Source organism: Nonomuraea rhodomycinica (assembly GCF_013363995.1).
Lineage (GTDB): Bacteria > Actinomycetota > Actinomycetes > Streptosporangiales > Streptosporangiaceae > Nonomuraea > Nonomuraea rhodomycinica.
This window is the reverse complement of record NZ_JABWGO010000009.1, coordinates 357,684-376,191: the sequence shown is the minus strand read 5'-3', so window position 1 is coordinate 376,191 and position 18,508 is coordinate 357,684. Positions and strand designations below refer to the sequence as shown.

The 18,508-nt window shown below is 74.2% G+C and carries 15 protein-coding genes; 8 read left to right on the top strand and 7 right to left on the bottom strand.

Annotated features, from left to right (window positions below):
• Window positions 1–2: 2 nt before the first annotated feature.
• Window positions 3–3,215, top strand: coding sequence for a helix-turn-helix transcriptional regulator (locus HT134_RS47235; protein WP_175604140.1), 3,213 nt, complete (start codon window positions 3–5; stop codon window positions 3,213–3,215).
• Window positions 3,216–3,350: 135 nt separating this feature from the next.
• The gene (locus HT134_RS31790) at window positions 3,351–4,256 is read left to right on the top strand and encodes an alpha/beta fold hydrolase (protein ID WP_246365907.1); all 906 of its coding nucleotides are present in this window, start codon (window positions 3,351–3,353) and stop codon (window positions 4,254–4,256) included.
• Between the two features lie 18 nt (window positions 4,257–4,274).
• On the opposite strand, the gene HT134_RS31785 is transcribed toward HT134_RS31790, so the two are convergent.
• The gene (locus HT134_RS31785; RefSeq protein ID WP_175604139.1) at window positions 4,275–8,483 is read right to left on the bottom strand and encodes a hypothetical protein; all 4,209 of its coding nucleotides are present in this window, start codon (window positions 8,481–8,483) and stop codon (window positions 4,275–4,277) included.
• A gap of 102 nt (window positions 8,484–8,585) precedes the next feature.
• Window positions 8,586–9,182, bottom strand: coding sequence for a TetR/AcrR family transcriptional regulator (locus HT134_RS31780; RefSeq protein WP_175604138.1), 597 nt, complete (start codon window positions 9,180–9,182; stop codon window positions 8,586–8,588).
• A 67-nt stretch (window positions 9,183–9,249) separates the two neighbouring features.
• Between HT134_RS31780 and HT134_RS31775 the strand changes: the two genes are divergently transcribed.
• Window positions 9,250–10,533 carry a cytochrome P450 gene (locus HT134_RS31775; RefSeq protein ID WP_175604137.1) on the top strand — a complete coding sequence of 428 codons (1,284 nt, stop codon included), beginning with the start codon at window positions 9,250–9,252 and terminating at the stop codon, window positions 10,531–10,533.
• Window positions 10,534–10,642: 109 nt separating this feature from the next.
• On the opposite strand, the gene HT134_RS31770 is transcribed toward HT134_RS31775, so the two are convergent.
• Complete coding sequence (locus HT134_RS31770; protein ID WP_175604136.1) at window positions 10,643–10,813, bottom strand: DUF3073 domain-containing protein; 171 nt, start codon at window positions 10,811–10,813, stop codon at window positions 10,643–10,645.
• A gap of 86 nt (window positions 10,814–10,899) precedes the next feature.
• Between HT134_RS31770 and HT134_RS31765 the strand changes: the two genes are divergently transcribed.
• Genes HT134_RS31765 through HT134_RS31755 form a run of 3 tightly spaced genes read left to right on the top strand, consistent with a single transcriptional unit; the run spans window position 10,900 to window position 13,089 of the window.
• On the top strand, window positions 10,900–11,232 hold the full coding sequence (locus HT134_RS31765) for an ArsR/SmtB family transcription factor (RefSeq protein WP_175590129.1): 333 nt from the start codon (window positions 10,900–10,902) through the stop codon (window positions 11,230–11,232).
• Between the two features lie 38 nt (window positions 11,233–11,270).
• Complete coding sequence (locus tag HT134_RS31760; protein WP_175604135.1) at window positions 11,271–12,149, top strand: 1,4-dihydroxy-2-naphthoyl-CoA synthase; 879 nt, start codon at window positions 11,271–11,273, stop codon at window positions 12,147–12,149.
• 25 nt (window positions 12,150–12,174) lie between these two features.
• Window positions 12,175–13,089 carry an aminoglycoside phosphotransferase family protein gene (locus tag HT134_RS31755; RefSeq protein ID WP_175604134.1) on the top strand — a complete coding sequence of 305 codons (915 nt, stop codon included), beginning with the start codon at window positions 12,175–12,177 and terminating at the stop codon, window positions 13,087–13,089.
• 42 nt (window positions 13,090–13,131) lie between these two features.
• On the opposite strand, the gene HT134_RS31750 is transcribed toward HT134_RS31755, so the two are convergent.
• A complete protein-coding gene (locus HT134_RS31750; protein ID WP_175604133.1) occupies window positions 13,132–13,851 on the bottom strand; it encodes an HPP family protein in 720 nt (239 codons plus the stop codon).
• Window positions 13,852–14,010: 159 nt separating this feature from the next.
• On the opposite strand from HT134_RS31750, the gene HT134_RS31745 reads away from it, so the two are divergent.
• Window positions 14,011–14,568 (top strand): CGNR zinc finger domain-containing protein, encoded by a 558-nt coding sequence (locus HT134_RS31745; protein WP_312888589.1) that lies wholly within the window; start codon window positions 14,011–14,013, stop codon window positions 14,566–14,568.
• A gap of 55 nt (window positions 14,569–14,623) precedes the next feature.
• Here the strand turns inward: HT134_RS31745 and HT134_RS31740 are convergent, their stop codons facing one another.
• Window positions 14,624–15,535, bottom strand: coding sequence for an NADP-dependent oxidoreductase (locus HT134_RS31740; RefSeq protein WP_175604132.1), 912 nt, complete (start codon window positions 15,533–15,535; stop codon window positions 14,624–14,626).
• A gap of 105 nt (window positions 15,536–15,640) precedes the next feature.
• Window positions 15,641–16,531 carry a 4-hydroxy-tetrahydrodipicolinate synthase family protein gene (locus tag HT134_RS31735; RefSeq protein ID WP_175604131.1) on the bottom strand — a complete coding sequence of 297 codons (891 nt, stop codon included), beginning with the start codon at window positions 16,529–16,531 and terminating at the stop codon, window positions 15,641–15,643.
• A 71-nt stretch (window positions 16,532–16,602) separates the two neighbouring features.
• Here HT134_RS31735 and HT134_RS31730 point away from each other — a divergent pair, with 71 nt between their 5' ends.
• Window positions 16,603–17,472, top strand: a complete 870-nt coding sequence (locus tag HT134_RS31730; RefSeq protein ID WP_175604130.1) for a LysR family transcriptional regulator — start codon at window positions 16,603–16,605, stop codon at window positions 17,470–17,472.
• A gap of 16 nt (window positions 17,473–17,488) precedes the next feature.
• Here HT134_RS31730 and HT134_RS31725 read toward each other — a convergent pair whose 3' ends face one another.
• Window positions 17,489–18,424 (bottom strand): serine hydrolase domain-containing protein, encoded by a 936-nt coding sequence (locus tag HT134_RS31725; protein ID WP_175604129.1) that lies wholly within the window; start codon window positions 18,422–18,424, stop codon window positions 17,489–17,491.
• Window positions 18,425–18,508: the final 84 nt, after the last annotated feature.

Below are 18,508 nucleotides of genomic sequence, written 5' to 3'. Positions count from 1 at the left end.
TCATGCTGTACGGCAGAGCCGCGGAGACCGCCGCGATCACCGACCTGCTGGCCTCGGCCGCCGCCGGGGAGGGCGGCGCCCTGGTGCTGCGCGGCGACGCCGGGGTGGGCAAGTCGGCCCTGCTGTCCCTGGCGGCCTCGCTGGCCGCCTCCCCGGCCGCCTCCCCGGTCACCCCGGTCGCCCCGTCGCTCTCGGCGGAGGGTGCGTCGGCGGGTGTGGTGGACGGTGTCCGGGAGGGCGCACCGGGGCGCGCCATGCGGGTGCTGCGGGCCGGCGGCTTCGAGCCGGAGGCCGATCTGGCGTTCGCGGCGCTGCACCAGCTCCTGCGGCCCGTGACGGGCCTGCTGGAGGCGTTGCCCGGACCGCAGCGCGACGCCGTCGCCGGGGCGCTCGGCCTGGCCGCGCCCAGCTCGGACCGGTTCCTCGTCTCGGCCGGCGTGCTGTCGCTGCTGACGGAGGCGGCCGTACCGGACGGGCTGTTGTGCCTGGTGGACGACGTTCAATGGCTGGACCGGGCGTCGGCCGACGCGCTGCTGTTCGCGGCCCGGCGGCTGCGTACCGAAGGCGTGGCGATGCTGCTGGCGGTACGCGGCGACATGCCGGTCAAGGGGCTGCCGGAGCTGCGGGTGGGCGGGCTCGACGCGGCCGGCGCGGGCGACCTGCTCGGGTCCCGGGCGGCCGTCGCGCCGGCCGTACGGGACCGGCTGGTGGCGCTGTCGGGCGGCAACCCGCTCGTGCTGCGCGAGACGGTCACGCGGCTGACGGCCGGGCAGCTCTCCGGACAGGCGCCGCTGCCGGATCCCTTGCCCGGAGGTGAGCAGCTCTTCGGGGACCAGGTGGCGGGATTGAGTGAGGCGGCCCGGCTGGTGCTGCTGGCGGCGTCGCTGGAGAGCGACCTCGACGTGACCTTGCGCGCCTCGGCCCGGCTCCTGGAGGCCGCGCCGACCAGCCACGCGACCGGCCCTGCCGGGACACCGCCCCGGACGGCCCCCGGCAGGGCGGTGACCTGGCCGGAGGCGGGCATCAGGGCCGTGGCGGCCGGGTCGCAGGAGGCGGATGTCAGTGCGGCGACGCCCGGATCGCAGGCCGCGGACATCGGTGCGGTGACTCCCGGGTCGCGGGCGGCGGACGTCGGTGCGGCGGTGGCCGGGTTGCAGGAGGCGGAGGCGGCCGGGCTGGTGGGCGTGGAGGGCTCGACGGTCCGGTTCCGGCATCCTCTGGTGCGCTCGGCCGTCCACGCGTGGGCCGGATCGGTGCGGCTGCGGCAGGCGCACGGGGTGCTCGCGGCGCTCGTCGAGGGCGACCGGCGGGCGTGGCACCTGGCCGCCGCCTCCCTGGGGCCGGACGAGGACGTGGCCGCCGCACTCGCCCTGTCGGCCGCGCGGGCGCGGGCGCGCGGCGGGTACGGCGACGCCGCCACGGCCCTCGCCCGGGCCGCCGAGCTCACCCCCGCACCCGTCCGTCGCGCGGAGCGCCTGGTGGAAGCGGCCACGGCTGCCTGGCTGGCGGGCCGTCCCGGCCAGGCGCAGACCCTCCTCACGGAGGCCCGCGACCTGGCCGAGGCCATGTCGGCCGTCGAGACCGCGTCGGCCGGGACGACCGCCTCGGCCGGCGAGACCGCATCGACCAGCGAGGCCGCCTCGACCACGAGGACCGTGTCGACCGGCGAGACCCCCTCGACCACGAATACCGCCTCGGCCGGCGAGACCGCATCGACCAGCGAGGCCGCCTCAACCGCGAGGACCGTGTCGACCGGCGAGACCCCCTCGACCACGAAGACCGCCTCGGCCGGCCACACCCCCTCGACCACGAAGACCACATCCACCGACCAGGCGGCATCGACCGGCAGGGTGGGAAAGGCGGGTCTGGTCGGGGAGATCGCGCGGTTGCGGGGACGGTTCGAGCTGAACTCGGGTGACGCCGCCGAGGCCGTGCGGATCCTGAGCGGCGGCGACTCCCTGGAGGCGCTGGCCGACGCGTCCGAGGCGGCGAGCTACGTGGGCGACGTGGCCGCCATCGTGGAGCTGGGCCGCCGGGCGCGGGCGCACCCCCCGGGGTTCCTGCGCGACGTCGTCGCCGGCATCGGCGCCATGATGGACCCCGGGGCCGCCGACGGTGAGGAGCTGCTGCGCGCGGCGCTGGCCCGTACCGGCGAGCTGCGGGAGGCGGCCGAGTTCCTGTGGGCGTGCGCGGCGGCCAGCTACCTGGGCGAGGCCGACCTGTCGGCGGAGCTGGCCGGCCGGGCGGGCGCCGTGGCGAGGATGTCGGGCATCGTGGGGCAGCTCCCGGTCGTGCTGGAGTTCGTCGCGACGGCCGAGCGCATCAAGGGCCGGCTGGCCGAGAGCGCCGCGATCGCCGAGGAGGGGCTGACGCTGGCCCGCGAGGCCGGCTACACGAACTCGGTCGGCGCCCACCTCGCGAACCTCGCCGTCGTGGCCGCCCTGCGCGGCGAGGAGGAGGACTGCCGCAGGAACGCCGCCGAGGCGCTGGCCATCGCCGTCCCGCACCGGGTCGGGCTGCGGGCGGGCGTCGCCGCGTACGCGCTGGCCATGCTGGACCTCGGGCTGGGCAGGTTCGAGGCGGCGCACGCCCGGTTCGTGGCGATCACCCGGGCGGGTCCCGGGGCCGGGCATCCGACGGTGGTATGGCGCTCCACCCCGGACCGGGTCGAGGCGGCCATGGCGGCGGGCGATCCGGAGGCGGCGCGCGCGGCGGTCGAGGGGCTGGAGCGGTGGGCGGCGAGCGCCACGACGGCCGAGGCGCGGGCGCTGCTCGCCCGGTGCCGCGCCCTGGCGGGCGGCGGCGACGAGCTGTTCGAGGAGGCGCTGCGGCTGCACGGCGAGCCGTTCGAGGAGGCGCGCACAGCCCTGCTGTACGGCGAGCGGCTGCGCCGCGCGGGGCGGCCGGGACAGGCACGGGCGCACCTGCGGGCGGCGATGGAGGCGTTCCAGCGGCTGGGCGCCGAGCCGTGGGCGCGGCGGGCGCACGGCGAGCTGCGGGCGGCGGGCGAGACGGCGGCCCGGCCGGAGAGCGACGCGCTGGCGGCGCTCACGCCGCAGGAGCTGCGGATCGCGCGGCTGGTCGCGGCGGGCGCGTCCAGCAAGGAGGTGGCCGCGCAGCTCTTCCTCAGCCCGCGCACCGTCGAGTACCACCTGTACAAGGTGTATCCGAAGCTCGGCGTCACCTCGCGCACGGAGCTGGCCCGGCTGCTGTGACGCCTCGTGAGCCGCGTCGCCTCCATGAGCCCCGTCGCCTCCGTAGCGGGGCGCCATGACCCCGGTAGGCCGCCCGTACCGAAGCCCAGTAGTCCTACGGAAGGCGGGCGGGCCCGGACACGACAGAGTTGCGGCATGCAAACGAACCTGATCGACATCGACGGCGTCCAGCTCCACACCGAGGAGTTCGGCGACCCGAACGGCACTCCGATCCTGCTGGTGATGGGCTCCATGTCGCAGGGCGTGCTGTGGCCCGACGCGTTCGTGGGGCGGCTCGTGGCCGGCGGCCGGCGGGTGATCCGCTACGACCACCGCGACACGGGCCGGTCGTCCGTCTTCGACTTCGCCGCCCGGCCGTACACGTGGGACGACATCAAGGACGACGTGCTGCGCGTCATGGACGCGTACGGGCTGGAGAGCGCGCACCTCGTCTGCCACTCGGCGGGCGGGCTGCTCGGCCAGTACATCGCGGTCGAGCACCCCGAGCGGGTGCGCACGCTGACCGTGATCGGCTCCTCCCCGCTCGGCGGGCACGAGGGAGCGGTGATCATGCGGGCGCTCATGGGCGAGCCGCAGCCGGAGGGCAGCCTGCCGCCGCCCACGCCCGAGTTCGTCGACCACTTCCGCAAGGTGATCGCGAGCCCGCCGCCCGCGAGCCGGCGCGAGCAGATCGACCGGATGATCGAGGAGGCGCGGGTGCTGCACGGCACCGCCCTGCCGTTCGACGAGGACGCCGAGCGGCGGCTCCAGGAGCGCATCTTCGAGCGGGCGCGCGACCTGGCCGCCGTCGTCAACCACCGGCTGGCCGCCGCCGCCAAGCCCGACTTCGAGCCGGAGGGCGTGCTGCACCAGGTGAAGGCGCCGACGCTGGTCATCGAGGGCACCCACGAGCCGGCCAAGTCCGGGCACGGCGCGATCATCGCGGAGCGGATCCCGGGAGCGCGGCTGCTCATGGTGGACGGCATGGGCCACACCCTGCCGCCGGAGACGCACGAGGAGCTGGCCGGCGCCATCCTCGCCCACACCGCCGGTCCGGCGTGATCGCGCGCCGACGTGTCGTCAGATGCCGGCCGGGTTCCATCTGGTCATCACGAACAGGGCGGTGAGCTGGGCCTTGTCCACGGCCCGGTGGTAGAGGGCGTCCACCAGGTCCAGATAGGAGGAGACATCCCCCGGGGCATGCCGGTCGAGGTGGAGGCCCAGGGGGTCGGGCCCACCGCCGTCGAGCGGTGGGCCTTCGCCGAGGCGCAGGGCCAGGTCGGTGATCGCCAGCGCCAGCTTGAGCTGCGTCTGGATGACCGGCGGGTCGAGCGAGCCGTCCGGCCACCGGTGCTCCACGTGGTCGCCCTCGCCGCCGGCGACGGCGCTCAGGTTCACCGCGATCGAGTGACTCGCGTTGGCCTCCCGCAGGTCGGCGATGGACGCGTATCCCTCCGAAGGCAGGGAGTTCGGCCCGCAGTACCGGGTGCCGCGGTGACTCCCCCTGGCGGGGTCCGTGCCGAGCCTCATCAGCGTGTCCTGGTAGACCCTGTTGGTGATCTCCAGCAGCCTGGTGTAGTAGGCGGGCACGTGGTCGAACGCAGAGGTGTCGATGTGGATGTGACCGCCGGTGCGCGGGCCGGCGACGCCTCCATGGGATTTGATGATCTCGCAGACGAGTTCGATGTTCGCCCACGTGAGCGGGGTGTCCCAGAGCGGCGGCGGGATCAGTTCCCCCGCTACGGTGGGATCCTCTTCCAGGCGCCAGCCGTTGTCGCCCCTGGCGTACCCCTGTCTTTGCGCCGAGTGGTAGTCGTGCACCCACGGATCCTGGCTGAGCCCCGCCTGATAGAGGTCCCTGGCGATGGCCCGGTTGACGGCGTCCTTGTGGCGCAGCAGCCTGTCCGGCAGGTCGTACTCGAACTCCCTGGCGAACCGCATGCCGACGCCGGGCGACCCGAGTCCGCCGGTGACGTCCTGCACCAGGTACGGCACCACGGGCTCCCCGCGGTCCGCCCGGGCCAGCGCTTCGGAGACGTGCCGATGGAACTCCTCGGGGTTGCGTCGGTAGGACACCTCAGGCTCGTCCGGCCGGCGCTCCCAGGCCCTCGCGCGGGCCTCCAGCGACAGGACCCGCTGGGCCTCCAGAGGCGTCGGGTCGGCCGGGGCGGCGGCACGCGCCTCCCGAGCCTGGCGGACGGCCTCGTCCCGGGCCTGACGCGTGACCGCCGGGTCGGCTCCGGCCGAGGCGCGCAGGGGGCGGGCGGGGAAGTGGTGGCCGCCCGGCCGGCCCGGTTCGACGCGATGGCCGGCCAGCTGGTCGAGCAGGGCTCGGCGGTCGCCGGCGTCCTGCCAGCCGGGGTTCTGCATCAGCAGGCGGGCCAGGCGTTCCACGGAGTGATCCAGCCCCAGGTCGGCGGCCAAGCTCCGCAGGGGGTCCAGCACCCATGCCGCGGCGGGCTCCCTGACGCCCATGACCGAGTCGAGCCGGGCCAGCACGGCGGTCTCGGGGGTGCCGGGCCGCATCGCGTAACGCTCCGCCACCCGGAGCCTGTGCCAGGTGGCGGGTGTGGTGTCCATGTAGCGGCGCAGCACGCCGATCAGGGCCTGGCGGTCGGTGGCGCCGGACGGGGCGAAGCCGAGTCTCTCCGCCCTGGCGAACACGTACTCCAGCCGCCTTGCCGAGTATCCCAGCCCGAGGTCGTGAGCGAGCCGGAGCAGGGGGTCGGCCGGTTCGTGCGGCGCATGCGACCCGGCGATGATCCGGTCGATCCGCGCCAGGTTCGCGACGGCGGCGGCGTCCAACCGTTCGCCGGGCAGGCGCTCCTCCATCCTGAGGACGTCCCAGCGACCGGGGTCGAGCTCGCGGAACCGGTTCAGGGCCTCCACCAGTTCCCGCCGGTCCGCTGGGCTTCGGGAGCCGTAGGGGCTCGCGGCGCTTTCGGGACTCCCCGGGAGGAAGTGACGCCTCTCAGCCTCGGCGGCCAGGTCGCCCAGCGTCCTGCTCGCACGCCCGAGCTTCACCTCGGCCGCCAGCTCCGGCAGGCCCGCTCCCGCACCGGATCGAGGCCCGCCTCCGGTCTCCGTCGGGCCGAGGAGGCGCTCGATCCTCGCCAGCGCGCGCGCAGCCGGGTCGCGAATGCCGGTGAGGGAGAGCGTGTCGGCGATCCGCAGTCCGTCCCACAGGTCGGGATCCAGCGCCCGCGCGCGTTTCAGCACCCTGACCAGGTTCTCGCGGTCGGGGACGCCATGGGGGTCCAAGCCGCGCCTCTCGGCTTCCCGGAACAGGCGCACCGAGTTCTCGATCGCGTAGTAGCCCACGCCGACCTCGTCGCTCAGCGACCGCAACTGGGCGCGTCTGACCATCTTGCCGGTGCTCGGGGTCGAGCCGTTGAGTTCGTCCATCCGGGCCAGTGCTCGCGCGGAGTCGAGATCGGGACTCGGGATGTTCTCGTGGGCGATCCACAGACCGACGGTCAGGAGCGGATCTGACCTCTGGAAGCTCTTGAGGCGCTCGACCAGGATCTCCCGGCTCGTGGCGGCCTCGACGTCGAAGCCCTGCCGCTGGGCCTCGTCGAACACGCGGGCCAGCCCCTCGTAGGCGTTCCTCATGCGGATGGAAGCCGACAAGTCGTGCATGGCGCTCAGGTTGTCGCGGGCCGCCGCGTCGGACAGGTCGCCGATGCCGACGATCCGGCTCATCGTGGCCAGCGCGCGGGCGACGGGCTCGGCAGGGGTGTCCATGGGCAGCTGCGCCGCCAGTCGCCGCCCGTCCTCCACGAGCCGCCTGTGTTCCGTGAGCGGCTGCGTGTCTCTGTTGATCAGCTGGTCGATGGTGTGACGGGAAGCAGCGCCCTCGGGCGCCTGCTTCACGTGCGCCGTCCCCTCGGGCGCCTGTTTCGCGTGCGGCGTCCCCTCGGGCGCCTGCTTCACGTGCGGCGTCCCCTCGGAGCCGTCGTCCGCCGGGGCGGCGGGCGGCTGGTGGCCGGGGCCGGTCGCCTGCGCGGCGATCGTTCCGGAGATGCCGTGCACCGGCAGATCGGCGACGGGCGGGCGACGTGCCGGTGGCTGCGGCACGACGTCGTGGCCTGCGGCCGGGACGCCGGCCACGGGGACGCCGGCCTGCTGGGAGCTCGCGGCCGGGAGCAGGTGTGTTCCCTCCGCCCGGTCTACTTGGTCTGTCCGGCGGACGACTTCCCCCCGGATCACCTGGCCGTCTCCCTGAGCCAGGAACGTGGACAGATCGGCATCTCCGACGGGCCGGGCGGCTGCTAATTCCATGGCGCCTACCGGTTCGGCGCCATGTGCCGGCTGGAGGGCGCGCGCCGGTCCGGCGACAGGTGCCGGTTCGGGCCCGTGTCCCGCCTCACCGCTGTGCCGGGGGGCATGCCCGCTCGGCGGCGCGCCGGTGAGCCGGGCCACCGGGGCGGGCGAGTAGCTGACCCGGGCCGCCTCCGGAATGCCCAAGCCCCCAGCGGCGCCCGCCAGGAACATCCATGACAGGTGAGCCGGGTCCAGCTGGCCGCTCACGGCCAGCCCCGGCACCGCTCCGGCCGCCCCCGAGACCCCGCCGAGGAACGCCCGCCCGTAGATGCTCTGTCCGATCGCGACCACCCGATCCCGCACCCCGAGCTCGGCCCGCGACGCCACGAACACGAGCTCGTTGGTCGCCAGCCGCGACAGTCCGAAGTCCAGCCCGCTGAAGATCGCTCCCGTCAACGCCCCGCTCGCCAGCGACACCAGAAGCGACTCCAGGTCCGCTTCCTCGCGGTGTCCCCACAGCATCTGAGCCAGCTGCACGGCCAGGTCCAGCCCACCGCTCATGGTCGAGAAGAGCAGCATGTTGGTCAGCACACGCAGCTTGAGCTGCTGAATGGAGATCCGGGTCAGCAAGGTACGGGTGTGGATCATCGCCAGTACGGACGGCCCGCGCAGCACCATCCAGATCTGCAACCGGATGATCGCCAGGCCCAGCAGGGCCAGCGCCGCGTACTGCAGCCATTGGGTGTGCTCCATCGTGACCCCGTGGTGGCGCAGTCGCGCGGCCTCGTCACGCATGGCCTTTTCCAGCAGCTCCAGGAGCGCGTCGCCCCTCAGCCCGTCGCCGGGCGTCCGTCCGGCGTCGCCTGCGCCGTCACCGGACAGCGTGGCGAAGACGGACCGGAACGCTTCCTTGGCCGCTCCCTCCCACTGCGTCCCGGCCAGGAGACGTGCCACCGGGTCGACGTCCTCGGCCCGGATCGCCGCCACCATGTCGGCCAGCCCCTCGATCGCCTCAGCCTCACGCACGAGCGCACCGGGTTCGGCCTCCGGAAACGCGCCTCCGGTCAAGGGCAACGCCAGATGCCTGATCACCTCAGGCACCAGATCCAGGTTCAGGCCCATCCCGGCTCAGCCGGCGAACGCCGACAACGCGGCGAGCGCGTCCACGACCTGGCGGGCGTCGGGCGTGCTCGCCGGGTCGAGCAACCACTGGAGCATGAGACCGTCGGAGACGGCGATGAGCACGGACACCAGCGCCTCGGCCGTGACCGGCGAGTCGGGGCCCAGGTCGGCGCCCGCCCGCCGCAGCATCTGCACGCCCGCCTCGCGGGCCCGGGCGTAGGCGGCGGCCAGCTTCTCCCGCAGCGCGTCCTCGCGCAGCGCCGCCGGGAAGCCCTCCACGCAGACGACGAGCTGGGGCCGCATCTCCTCGAACACGTCGACGAGCGCCACCATGGCCCGCTCCAGCAGCTCGCGCGGCCGGTCTGGCGCGGAGCCGAAGATCTCCTCCTCGACCCGTTCGGTCCACTTCTCGTAGCACCCGATGATCGCCTCGTTGAGCAGCGCGTCCTTGCCGCCGAAGTGGTAGCCGATGGACGCGAGGTTGGTGCCGGAGGCGGCGACCAGGTCGCGCGCCGTCGTACGGGCGTAGCCCTTGTCGCGCAGGCAGCTCACCGCGGCGGCCAGCAGTCGTTCCCGGTATCCGCCGGCCTCTTTTCGTGACACGCGATCCATGCTATCGATGTATACGAGCGTCTATGACGTACGTATATATACACCGTGGAGGTGTGACATGATCCCACCAGGCCCCAGACTGCCCGCCGTCGCTCAGACCGCGTGGTTCACGGCCGACCCCGTGGGGTTCTTCGAGAGCTGCCACCGCCGCTACGGCCCCGTGTTCACCGCGCGCTACGTCGGATTCCCGCCCGAGGTGTACGTCGCCACGGGCGAACTGGCCGAGCAGGTCTACCGGACCGACCTCGGCGGCGGACGGGCCGGCGAGGCCCGGCGCGACTTCCTCGAACCCCTGGTCGGCGCCCACTCGGTGCTCACGCTCGACGGCGACCCGTGGTGGGCCCACCGCAAGCTGCTCACCCCGCCGCTGCGCGCCAGGCAGGTGGCGGGCTACCACGACGAGATCACCGAGATCGCCGCCGAACGCATCGCCGCCTGGCCGCTCGGCCGGCCGTTCACGCTGCGCGAGCGCATGCAGGACATCACGCTGGAGGTGATCCTGCGGCTGATCTTCGGCATCCGGGACGCCGCGCGCCTGACCCGGCTGCGGCGGCTGCTGCCTGGCCTGCTGCACCTCAGCAGCGCGATGACGGTCGCCATGGCGCCGCCCGGGGCGCGGCCGGTGCTGGGGCGCGTGCCGTTCGCGCCGTACCGGCGGTTCCTGCGGCTGAGAGCCGAGGTCGACGCGATCCTGTACGACGAGATCGCCCGGCGCCGCGACGCCCCGGGCGGCACCGACGTGCTGGGCCGGCTGCTGGAGACCGAGCTGGACGACGAGGAGATCCGCGACGAGCTGATCACCATGCTGCTCGCCGGGCACGAGACGACCGCGACCGGCCTCGCCTGGGCCTTCGAGCGGCTGCTGCGCCTGCCCGCGGTGCTGGAGCGCCTGCCCGACGACGAGGAGTACCTCGACGCGGTGGTCAGGGAGGTGCTGCGCGTGCGGCCCGTCGTCTACGAGGCGCCGCGGCTGCTCGACGCCCCGCTACGGCTCGGCGACCACGAGGTGCCCGCCGGCTGGTACGCCGGTCCGAGCATCCCGCTCGTCCACCACGACCCGGCGGTCTGGGACGAGCCGCAGGAGTTCAGGCCGGAGCGCTTCCTCGACGCCCGGCAGAACACCCGGTCGTGGATGCCGTTCGGCGGCGGCCGGAGGTTCTGCGTCGGCGCGCAGCTCGCCCTGCTGGAGATGCGCGTCATCATCCGCGAGGTCCTGCGCCGCCTGGACCTGTCGGTGACCGATCCGGCCCCGGAGGCCAGGCGGCTCAAGAACGTCACGCTCGCGCCGGCCCGGCGCACCCGCGTCGTCGCGCGGGCCCGGGTCCGGGCGCGCGCGGCATGAGTCGCACCGCCGCGCGTGTCGCGCGCGGCATGACGCACACCGCGGGACGTGCCGCGCACCGCGAGGTGTGAACCGCCTCGACCGGTGGAGGTGAAGACCCGTGCCCGCCTCAACGAGCGGGCTCGGACTCCTGCTCGGACGACGTGACGGGATGCATGTCGTCACGACGCGAGTCGACGGTGAGCTCCTCGCGAAGCCGGTCGTAGTCGATGGTGTGGCTGGTGTACTTCAGCTGGCGAGCGACCTTTGTCTGCTTCGCCTTGGCTCTTCCTCGGCCCATGGCATCTCCCTAGTCCCCGCTGTCATCCTAGCCAACAACGTTACGACTTGAAGAATTATGCAAGTGAACTGGATTAGTCTGTCACTATGCACGTGGAGGTCTACCAGGCCAAGGCCGACTTCTTCCGCACCCTCGGCCACCCCGCTCGCATCCGGGTCCTGGAGCTGCTTCAGGAAGGACCGCTCCCCGTAAGGGATCTCCTGGCCCAGATCGACATCGAGGCGTCGAGCCTGTCCCAGCAGCTCGCGGTGCTGCGCAGGGCCGGGATCGTCAGCGCCATCCGTGAGGGCAGCACGGTCGTCTACACGCTGGCCACCCCGGAGCTGTCCCAGCTCCTCGACACCGCCCGGCGCATCCTCACCGACATGCTCGCCGACCAGGGCGAGCTGCTGGCGGAGCTGCGCGCCGAGGTCACCTGACCGGTCCGGCGCGGAGGGGTTCGGTTAGGCTCTGGCGCATGGTCTCCGAGCTGTTCGATCCCAAGGCGTGGCAGGCGGTCGAGGGATTCGCGTTCACCGACATCACCTATCACCGGGCGGTCGACCAGGGCACGGTCCGCATCGCGTTCAACCGCCCGGAGGTGCGCAACGCCTTCCGGCCGCAGACGGTGGACGAGCTCCACCGGGCGCTCGACCACGCGCGCCAGACGACCGACGTCGGCTGCGTGCTGCTCACCGGCAACGGCCCGTCCCCCAAGGACGGCGGCTGGGCGTTCTGCTCGGGCGGCGACCAGCGCATCCGCGGCAAGGACGGCTACCAGTACGCCGACGGCACCCCCTCCACCGGGCGCCTGCACATCCTGGAGGTGCAGCGGCTCATCCGGTTCATGCCGAAGGTGGTGATCTGCGTGGTGCCCGGCTGGGCGGCCGGCGGCGGGCACAGCCTGCACGTGGTCAGCGACCTGACGCTGGCCAGCGAGGAGCACGCCCGCTTCAAGCAGACCGACGCCGACGTGGCCAGCTTCGACGGCGGCTTCGGCTCCGCGTATCTGGCCCGGCAGGTCGGCCAGAAGTTCGCCCGCGAGATCTTCTTCCTCGGCGACACCTACAGCGCGGCCGACGCCCACCGCATGGGCATGGTCAACGCGGTGGTGCCGCACGCCGACCTGGAGGCCACGGCCCTCGAATGGGCCCGCAAGATCAACGGCAAGTCGCCCACGGCGCAGCGCATGCTGAAGTTCGCCTTCAACATGATCGACGACGGGCTGGTGGGCCAGCAGGTCTTCGCCGGCGAGGCGACGCGGCTGGCGTACATGACCGACGAGGCCGCCGAGGGCCGCGACTCGTTCCTGGAGAAGCGCGACCCCGACTGGTCGCCGTTCCCCTGGCACTACTGATCCGGACGCGGGGAGTTCACGCGCCATGGACATCGTGGTGCCGGAGGCGCTGACCGCGTCCCACGTCAAGTGGGACGGCGAGGCGGGGCGCGCCTGGTCGGCCGGGCTGCCCACGCTGGCCGCGCGGTACCTGGAGGAGTGGGATCTGCGCCGCGACGGCGAGCCGTGGCACGGCGCGGTGTCGCTGGTGCTGCCCGTGGTGCGCGCCGACGGCACGCGGGCCGCGCTCAAGCTCCAGCCCGTCAACGACGAGAACGCCGGCGAGGGGCCCGGCCTGCGCGCGTGGGCCGGGCGCGGCGCCGTACGGCTGCTCGACGAGGACCCGCTCACCGGCACGCTCCTGCTCGAACGGCTCGACGCCGGCCGGTCCCTGTCCGCCGTGCCCGACGACATGGAGGCGCTGCGGATCCTCACGGGGCTGCTCGCACGCCTGGTGCCCCTGCCCGCCCCGCCGGGGATGCGGCTGCTGGGCGACATCGCCCGCGGCCTGCTGGACGACGCGCCGCGCACGGCCGCGGGGCTGGCCCGCGAAGAGGACCGGCAGTGGGTGGCCGCCTGCGCGGCGGCCGTCGCCGACGTGGCCGGCGAGCCCGGCGACCGGCTGCTCCACTGGGACCTGCACTACGACAACGTGCTGGCCGGCGACCGAGAGCCGTGGCTGGCCATCGACCCCAAGCCGCTGGCGGGCGATCCCGGCTTCGACCTCATGCCCGCGCTGCGCAACCGGTGGCACGACGTGGTGGCCTCGGGCGACGTGCGGCGTGCGGTGCTCGGGCGCTTCGACCTGATGACGGACCTGCTGGGGCTGGACCGGGCGCGGGCGGCCCGGTGGACGCTCGGGCGGGCCCTGCAGAACACCGTCTGGGACGTCAAGGACGGCGCCGACCGGATGGACGAGGTCCAGGCCGCGATCGTCCGGGCCGTGAGCGCCCGCCTCTAGCTCCGGTCGCTCCGAGCGCCGGCTCCGGGCCCGGCCGCCGCCTCACAGCCAGTACGCGGGGTAGCGGTGACCGGGGAGCATCCGGCCGAGCAGGACCCCGCTGGCGATCACGATGGCGCTGGCCGCAACCACCGGCGTCAGCAGGTACCACGGGGCGGGGGCGGTGAGGCCGATGAGGGCCGCGGTGGCGGCGGCCGGCGGGTGCGGGGCGCGCAGCAGCAGCATCGGGGCCGTGGTCAGGGCGGCGGCCACCGCGGCGGCCCAGATCGACGGCCCGGCCACCGCCGTGACGGCCAGCGCCACGACGGTCGCGGCCACGTGCCCGAGGACGATGCTCCGGGGCTGAGCGAACGGCGCCGCCGGAACGAGCGCGACGATGGCGGCGCTGGCCACGAACGGCAGCGCGAACAGCGCCAGCCCGCTCACGCTCGTCACACCCGCCAGCACGAGCAGCGCCGCCAGCGCCGCCCCGGTCGCCTTCACCACGTTCGGCAGCGGCGCCCTGGCCGGGGCCTGCGAGGTCCAGCCCCGGAGGCCGCCCGCGAGGGCTCCACGGACGCCCTCTGCCCGCGGGACCCCGGCGGCCCGGCCCGCGTCGCGGCCTTCTCCTGAGACGGCTCGTAACGGCTCCACGTGCGGGGACGGCTCCACGTGCGGGGCGGACGGCTGAGCGTCCCGCACCGGACGATCGTGGAAGCGGTCGTGACGCGGCGGCAGCGCGGGGTGGTCGGCGTGGCGGCGCTTGCTGAGACGGTCGGGCATCGCGGGCTCCAGTTCTGGCGAGGCAGGGGGGAGGCCGAGACCCCGACCCTAACCGGCTAAACGGTTTTTACAGGTTAGGTGATAGCATGGGGAGATATAACCGGTCAAATTGGTTTGAGGGGTTAGGCAGTGAGAGTCCGGCCGCTTCGTGGAGAGCCCGTGGCGTTGGACCTGGTCAACACGGTGTGGCGCGAGCACGGCGCCCTGATGGACCAGTTCGACGATCTCGACGGGCTGCGCGCCTGGCTGTCCGACCACGACATGGACGGCGCCGACGCGGGCGCTGACGGCCTCGACACTGACGGCCTCGGCGGCGACGGCCTCGGCGGCGACGCGGGCGCGGGACTGGAGGCCGTGCGGGACCGGCTGGTGCGGGCCCGGGAGGCGGTGCGCGACACCCTCGAAGGGCGCGGTTCCGCGGGGCTGAACGACGTGCTCGCCCACGGCTCGGTCCGGCCGATGATGCGCGACGGCGAGCCGTACGAGCTGGTGGTCGTCGACGAGCCCGCCTGGCGTCCGGCGTGGACGGCGGCGGCGGCGTTCGTGCGGATGATGGCCGAGCGGCCGTCGCGGGTGCGCCCGTGCGCGCACCCCGAGTGCGTGCTGTGGTTCCTGGACGTGAGCAAGAACGGCAGCCGCCGCTGGTGCTCGATGGAGAGCTGCGGCAACCGGGCGAAGGCGGGCCGGTTCAGCCGGCGGCACAAGACCACCGGCTGACCGGCCCGTCCCGGTCAGCCGACCAGCATCAGCCGGTCAGGCGAGCTACGGTCGCTCAGTCGATGACGAAGGCCATCTTGCCGCGGCCGTGGCCGGTCTCGATCTCCCGGTGCGCGTCCGCCGCCTCCTCCAGCCGGTACGTCCGCCGGATCGGGAAGAGCAGCTTCCCCGACGCGTACAGCGCCGCGTACCGGCCGAGGCGCTCGGCCGTCCGCTCGCCCTGCGTCGTCCTGATGCCGAGCTCCGCCGCCTTGCCGTGCTCGACGAGCGTGAGGATGCGCCGGCGGTCCTTGACCAGCTCCAGCGAGACGTCCAGCGCCGCCCCGCCGGCGCCGTCGAGCGCCGTGTCCACGCCGCCGGGCGCGAGCGCGCGCACCCGGTCGGCCAGCCCGTCGCCGTACACCACCGGGACGGCTCCGAGGGCGCGCAGGTGCTCGTGGTTCTCCTCCCGGGCCGTGCCGATCACCGTGGCGCCGCGCCACCTGGCGATCTGCACCGCCGCCGTGCCCACCGCCCCGGCCGCGCCGTGGACGAGCAGCGTGTCGCCCTCGCCCACGGCCAGCCCGTCCAGGGCCAGCTCGGCCGTCTGCACGGCCGCGGTCAGCGCGCCCGCCACCTCCCAGGGGACGCCCTCGGGCTTGGGGGTCACGTTGGCCGCCGGCACCACGATGTACTGCGCGTAGCCGTTGAGCAGCGAGAAGCCGAGCACCTCGGCCCCCGGCCCGACGCCGTCCACACCCTCGCCGACCTCGTCCACCACGCCCGCGAACTCGTTGCCGGGCACGCGTGGCAGATCGCCGGGGACCCCCGGCGGGACCCAGCCCCGGCGGACCGCCGTGTCGAACGGCTGCATGCCCGCCGCCTTCACCCGGACCCGGACCTCACCCGGCCCGGGCTCGGGCAGCGGCACCTCCATGACCTGCAAGACCTCGGGGCCGCCGGGGGTGGCGAAAGCCGCGGCTCTCATCGTTCGTCTGCTCATGAGCCGAGCGTGCTCCCTCAACCAGGCTTGAGGTCAAGCCATGTTCTACGTGGAACCATGGCCGGACCGCCCCGGGCGGGAGCCGGCGCCTCATCCGTCGAGCAGGGCCCCGGCCGCCGCGACGGACGCCTCGCTCGCGGGCAGCAGCGGCAGCCGCACGTCGGCCGACGGGATGATCCCCCGGGCGTGCAGGACGCCCTTGATGACGGTCGGGTTGGGCTCGGCGAACAGGGCGGCCGACAGCCGGGCCAGGCGGTGGCCGAGCGCCCGCGCCCGCGTGACGTCGCCCGCCTCCCAGGCGGCGGCCAGGTCGGCGAACTCGCGCGGGGCGAGGTTCGCCGAGGCCAGGATGCCGCCGGAGGCGCCGGCCGCCAGCAGCGGCGAGATGACCGCGTCGTCGCCGCCCAGCACGTCGAACCCGTCGGGCCGGTCACCGAGCAGGTCCAGGGCTTCCTGGTCGACGCCGCCGGTCGCGTACTTCACCCCGGCGATCATGGGGTGGGCGCCCAGGTGACGCAGCGTGGCGGCGCTCACGGCCTGACCGGTCCGGTAGGGGATGTGGTAGATCACCAACGGCACCGGCGAGCCGTCGGCCAGCGCCTCGAAGTGCGCGACGACCCCGCGCTCGGAGGGGCGCAGGAAGTACGGCACGGTCACCAGGGCGGCCGTGACGTCCGGCGGCAGCGCCTCCAGGGCCCTGAGCACCGATCGGGTGTCGTTGCCGGTCACGCCCACGGTCAGGGGCGCCTCGCGCTCGCGGCACACCTCCGCGCATACCTCGACGACCTGCGCCCGCTCGTCCGGGGACAGCGCCGCGGCCTCGCCGGTGGTGCCGAGCGCGACCAGCCCGGACGCGCCGTCGTCGAGGACGCGGCGGGCGAGCTTGCCGAGCACGTCGGCGGCCACCTCCCCGGTGACTCCCGGGGCGGAGCGGGTGGTGGCGAACGGCGTCACGAGCGGTACGTGGATTCCCTGCAGCATGCTCCGAGCCTGACGCGGTCCGATACGTCAGGTCCAGTTCGGATATGTGCGGTTGAGCGTAAGCTGTACTGATGCTGGACCCTCGCAAGCTGCGCCTCCTGCGGGAGCTGGCCCGGCGCGGCACGATCGCCGCCGTGGCCGAGGCCGTGACGTTCACGCCGTCGGCGGTGTCGCAGCAGCTCAGCGCGCTGGAGCGGGAGGCGGGCGTGCCGCTGCTGGAGCGCACCGGCCGTACCGTCACGCTGACGCCCGCCGGCCGGCTGCTGGTGGAGCACGCGCAGACCGTCCTGGAGGAGCTGGAACGCGCCTCGGCCGCGCTGGCGGCCGTGCGGGGCGGGCCGTCGGGGCCGGTGCGCGTCGGCGCGTTCCCGACGGCGGCCCGGGCGCTGATGCCCGCGGCGCTCGCCGAACTGGCGCGCGCCTGCCCGGAGCTGGAGCCCATGGTGTCGGAGATCGACCCCGCCGACGTCTCCGGGGCGCTGCGGGCGGGCGAGCTGGACGTCGCGCTGGTCCACGAGTACGACTTCGTGCCGGCGGAGGCGGACCCGGCGCTGGCCACCGAGCCGCTGTTCGCCGAGCCGATGTACCTGACCGGCCGGGCGGACCTCGCCGAGGCCCGGGACGACCCGTGGATCACCGGCAAGCCGGGCACCCTCTGCCACGCCATGACGATCCGGGCCTGTCAGGCGGCGGGCTTCGAGCCGCGGGTGCGTCACCAGGTGGACGACTTCGACACGGTCCTCGCCTTCGCCGCCGCCGGTCAGGGGGTCGCGCTCGTGCCACGCCTGGCCGCGCTGGCGCCGCCGCCGGGCGTGACGCTGTCGGAGCTGCCGCTGAGCCGCCGCACCCTGGCGGCCTTCCGCAGAGGGTACGGCGGGCACCCGGCGATCGGCGCGGCCGTCGCCGCCTTCCGCACCGCGATCACCCACCTCCCCCTCTGAGCCAGGCGACACCCCCTCATCCCGCAGCCAGCGCCTCCCGCAGCACCGCCTCGGCGCTGGACTGGTCGGCGTCGTAGTCGCCGGCCGTGACGGCCACCACCAGCCGGCTCTCCGGCGCCACGACGATCCGCTGGCCGCCGTTTCCGATGGCCGCCGCCCACCGCCCCGGGCTCACGTACCACTGGTAGCCGTACTCGAACCCGTCCGCGATCCGGACCCGGGGCCGCAGCATCTCGGCGATCCACTGCCGCGGCACCAGCCCGCGCCCGCCGTCGAGCACCAGCGAGCCCAGCTCGGCCAGGTCACGCGGGCGCAGCCGCAGCCCGGAGGCGGCCATCGCCACCCCGCGGTGAGCGGTCCACTCGAACGGCATGCCGAGCGGCCCGAAGAGCCGCTCCCGCGCGAACTCCTCCAGCGGCACCCCCGCGCCGTCGGCGATCAGCCGGCCGAGCAGGGCCGCCGCGCCTCCGCAGTAGCGCCACCGCTTCCCCGGCTCCTCCACCACAGGACGCTCCAGGACGTACCGGTAGCGGTCCGGGGCCTCCTCCATGGCCACCTCGCTGTTGGCGGTGCTGGTGTAGGGGACGTCCTCGTTCCAGTCCAGGCCGAGGGTCATGGTGAGCGCGTGCTCGACCGTCAGGTGCTCCTTGCCCTCCGCCAGGTCGGCGTACGCGGGGAAGGCGGGCAGCAGCGGCTCGCCCGGCGCGGGCACGAGACCGTCGCCGAGGGCGGCGCCGTACAGCAGGGCGACGACGCTCTTGGTCACCGAGCGGACGTCATGGGCGACGTCCGGCCCGAACGTCACGTGCCCCAGCGGGACGTTCAGCCGGAAGTCCTCCCCCGCGCCGTACCGCTCCAGCTCCACCCGTCCGTCCCGGACCACGACGAGCCCGTGCAGGTGCGGCGCGCCGCCCGCCGCCAGCAGCGCGTCGATCCGCTCCGCGATGTCCATCCCGATTCCTCCTCGATCGAATGGGACAGGCATACCGCCTCACACGGTGTCAGCCGCAACCCGGTTTTACGCCGCCGAGTCGGC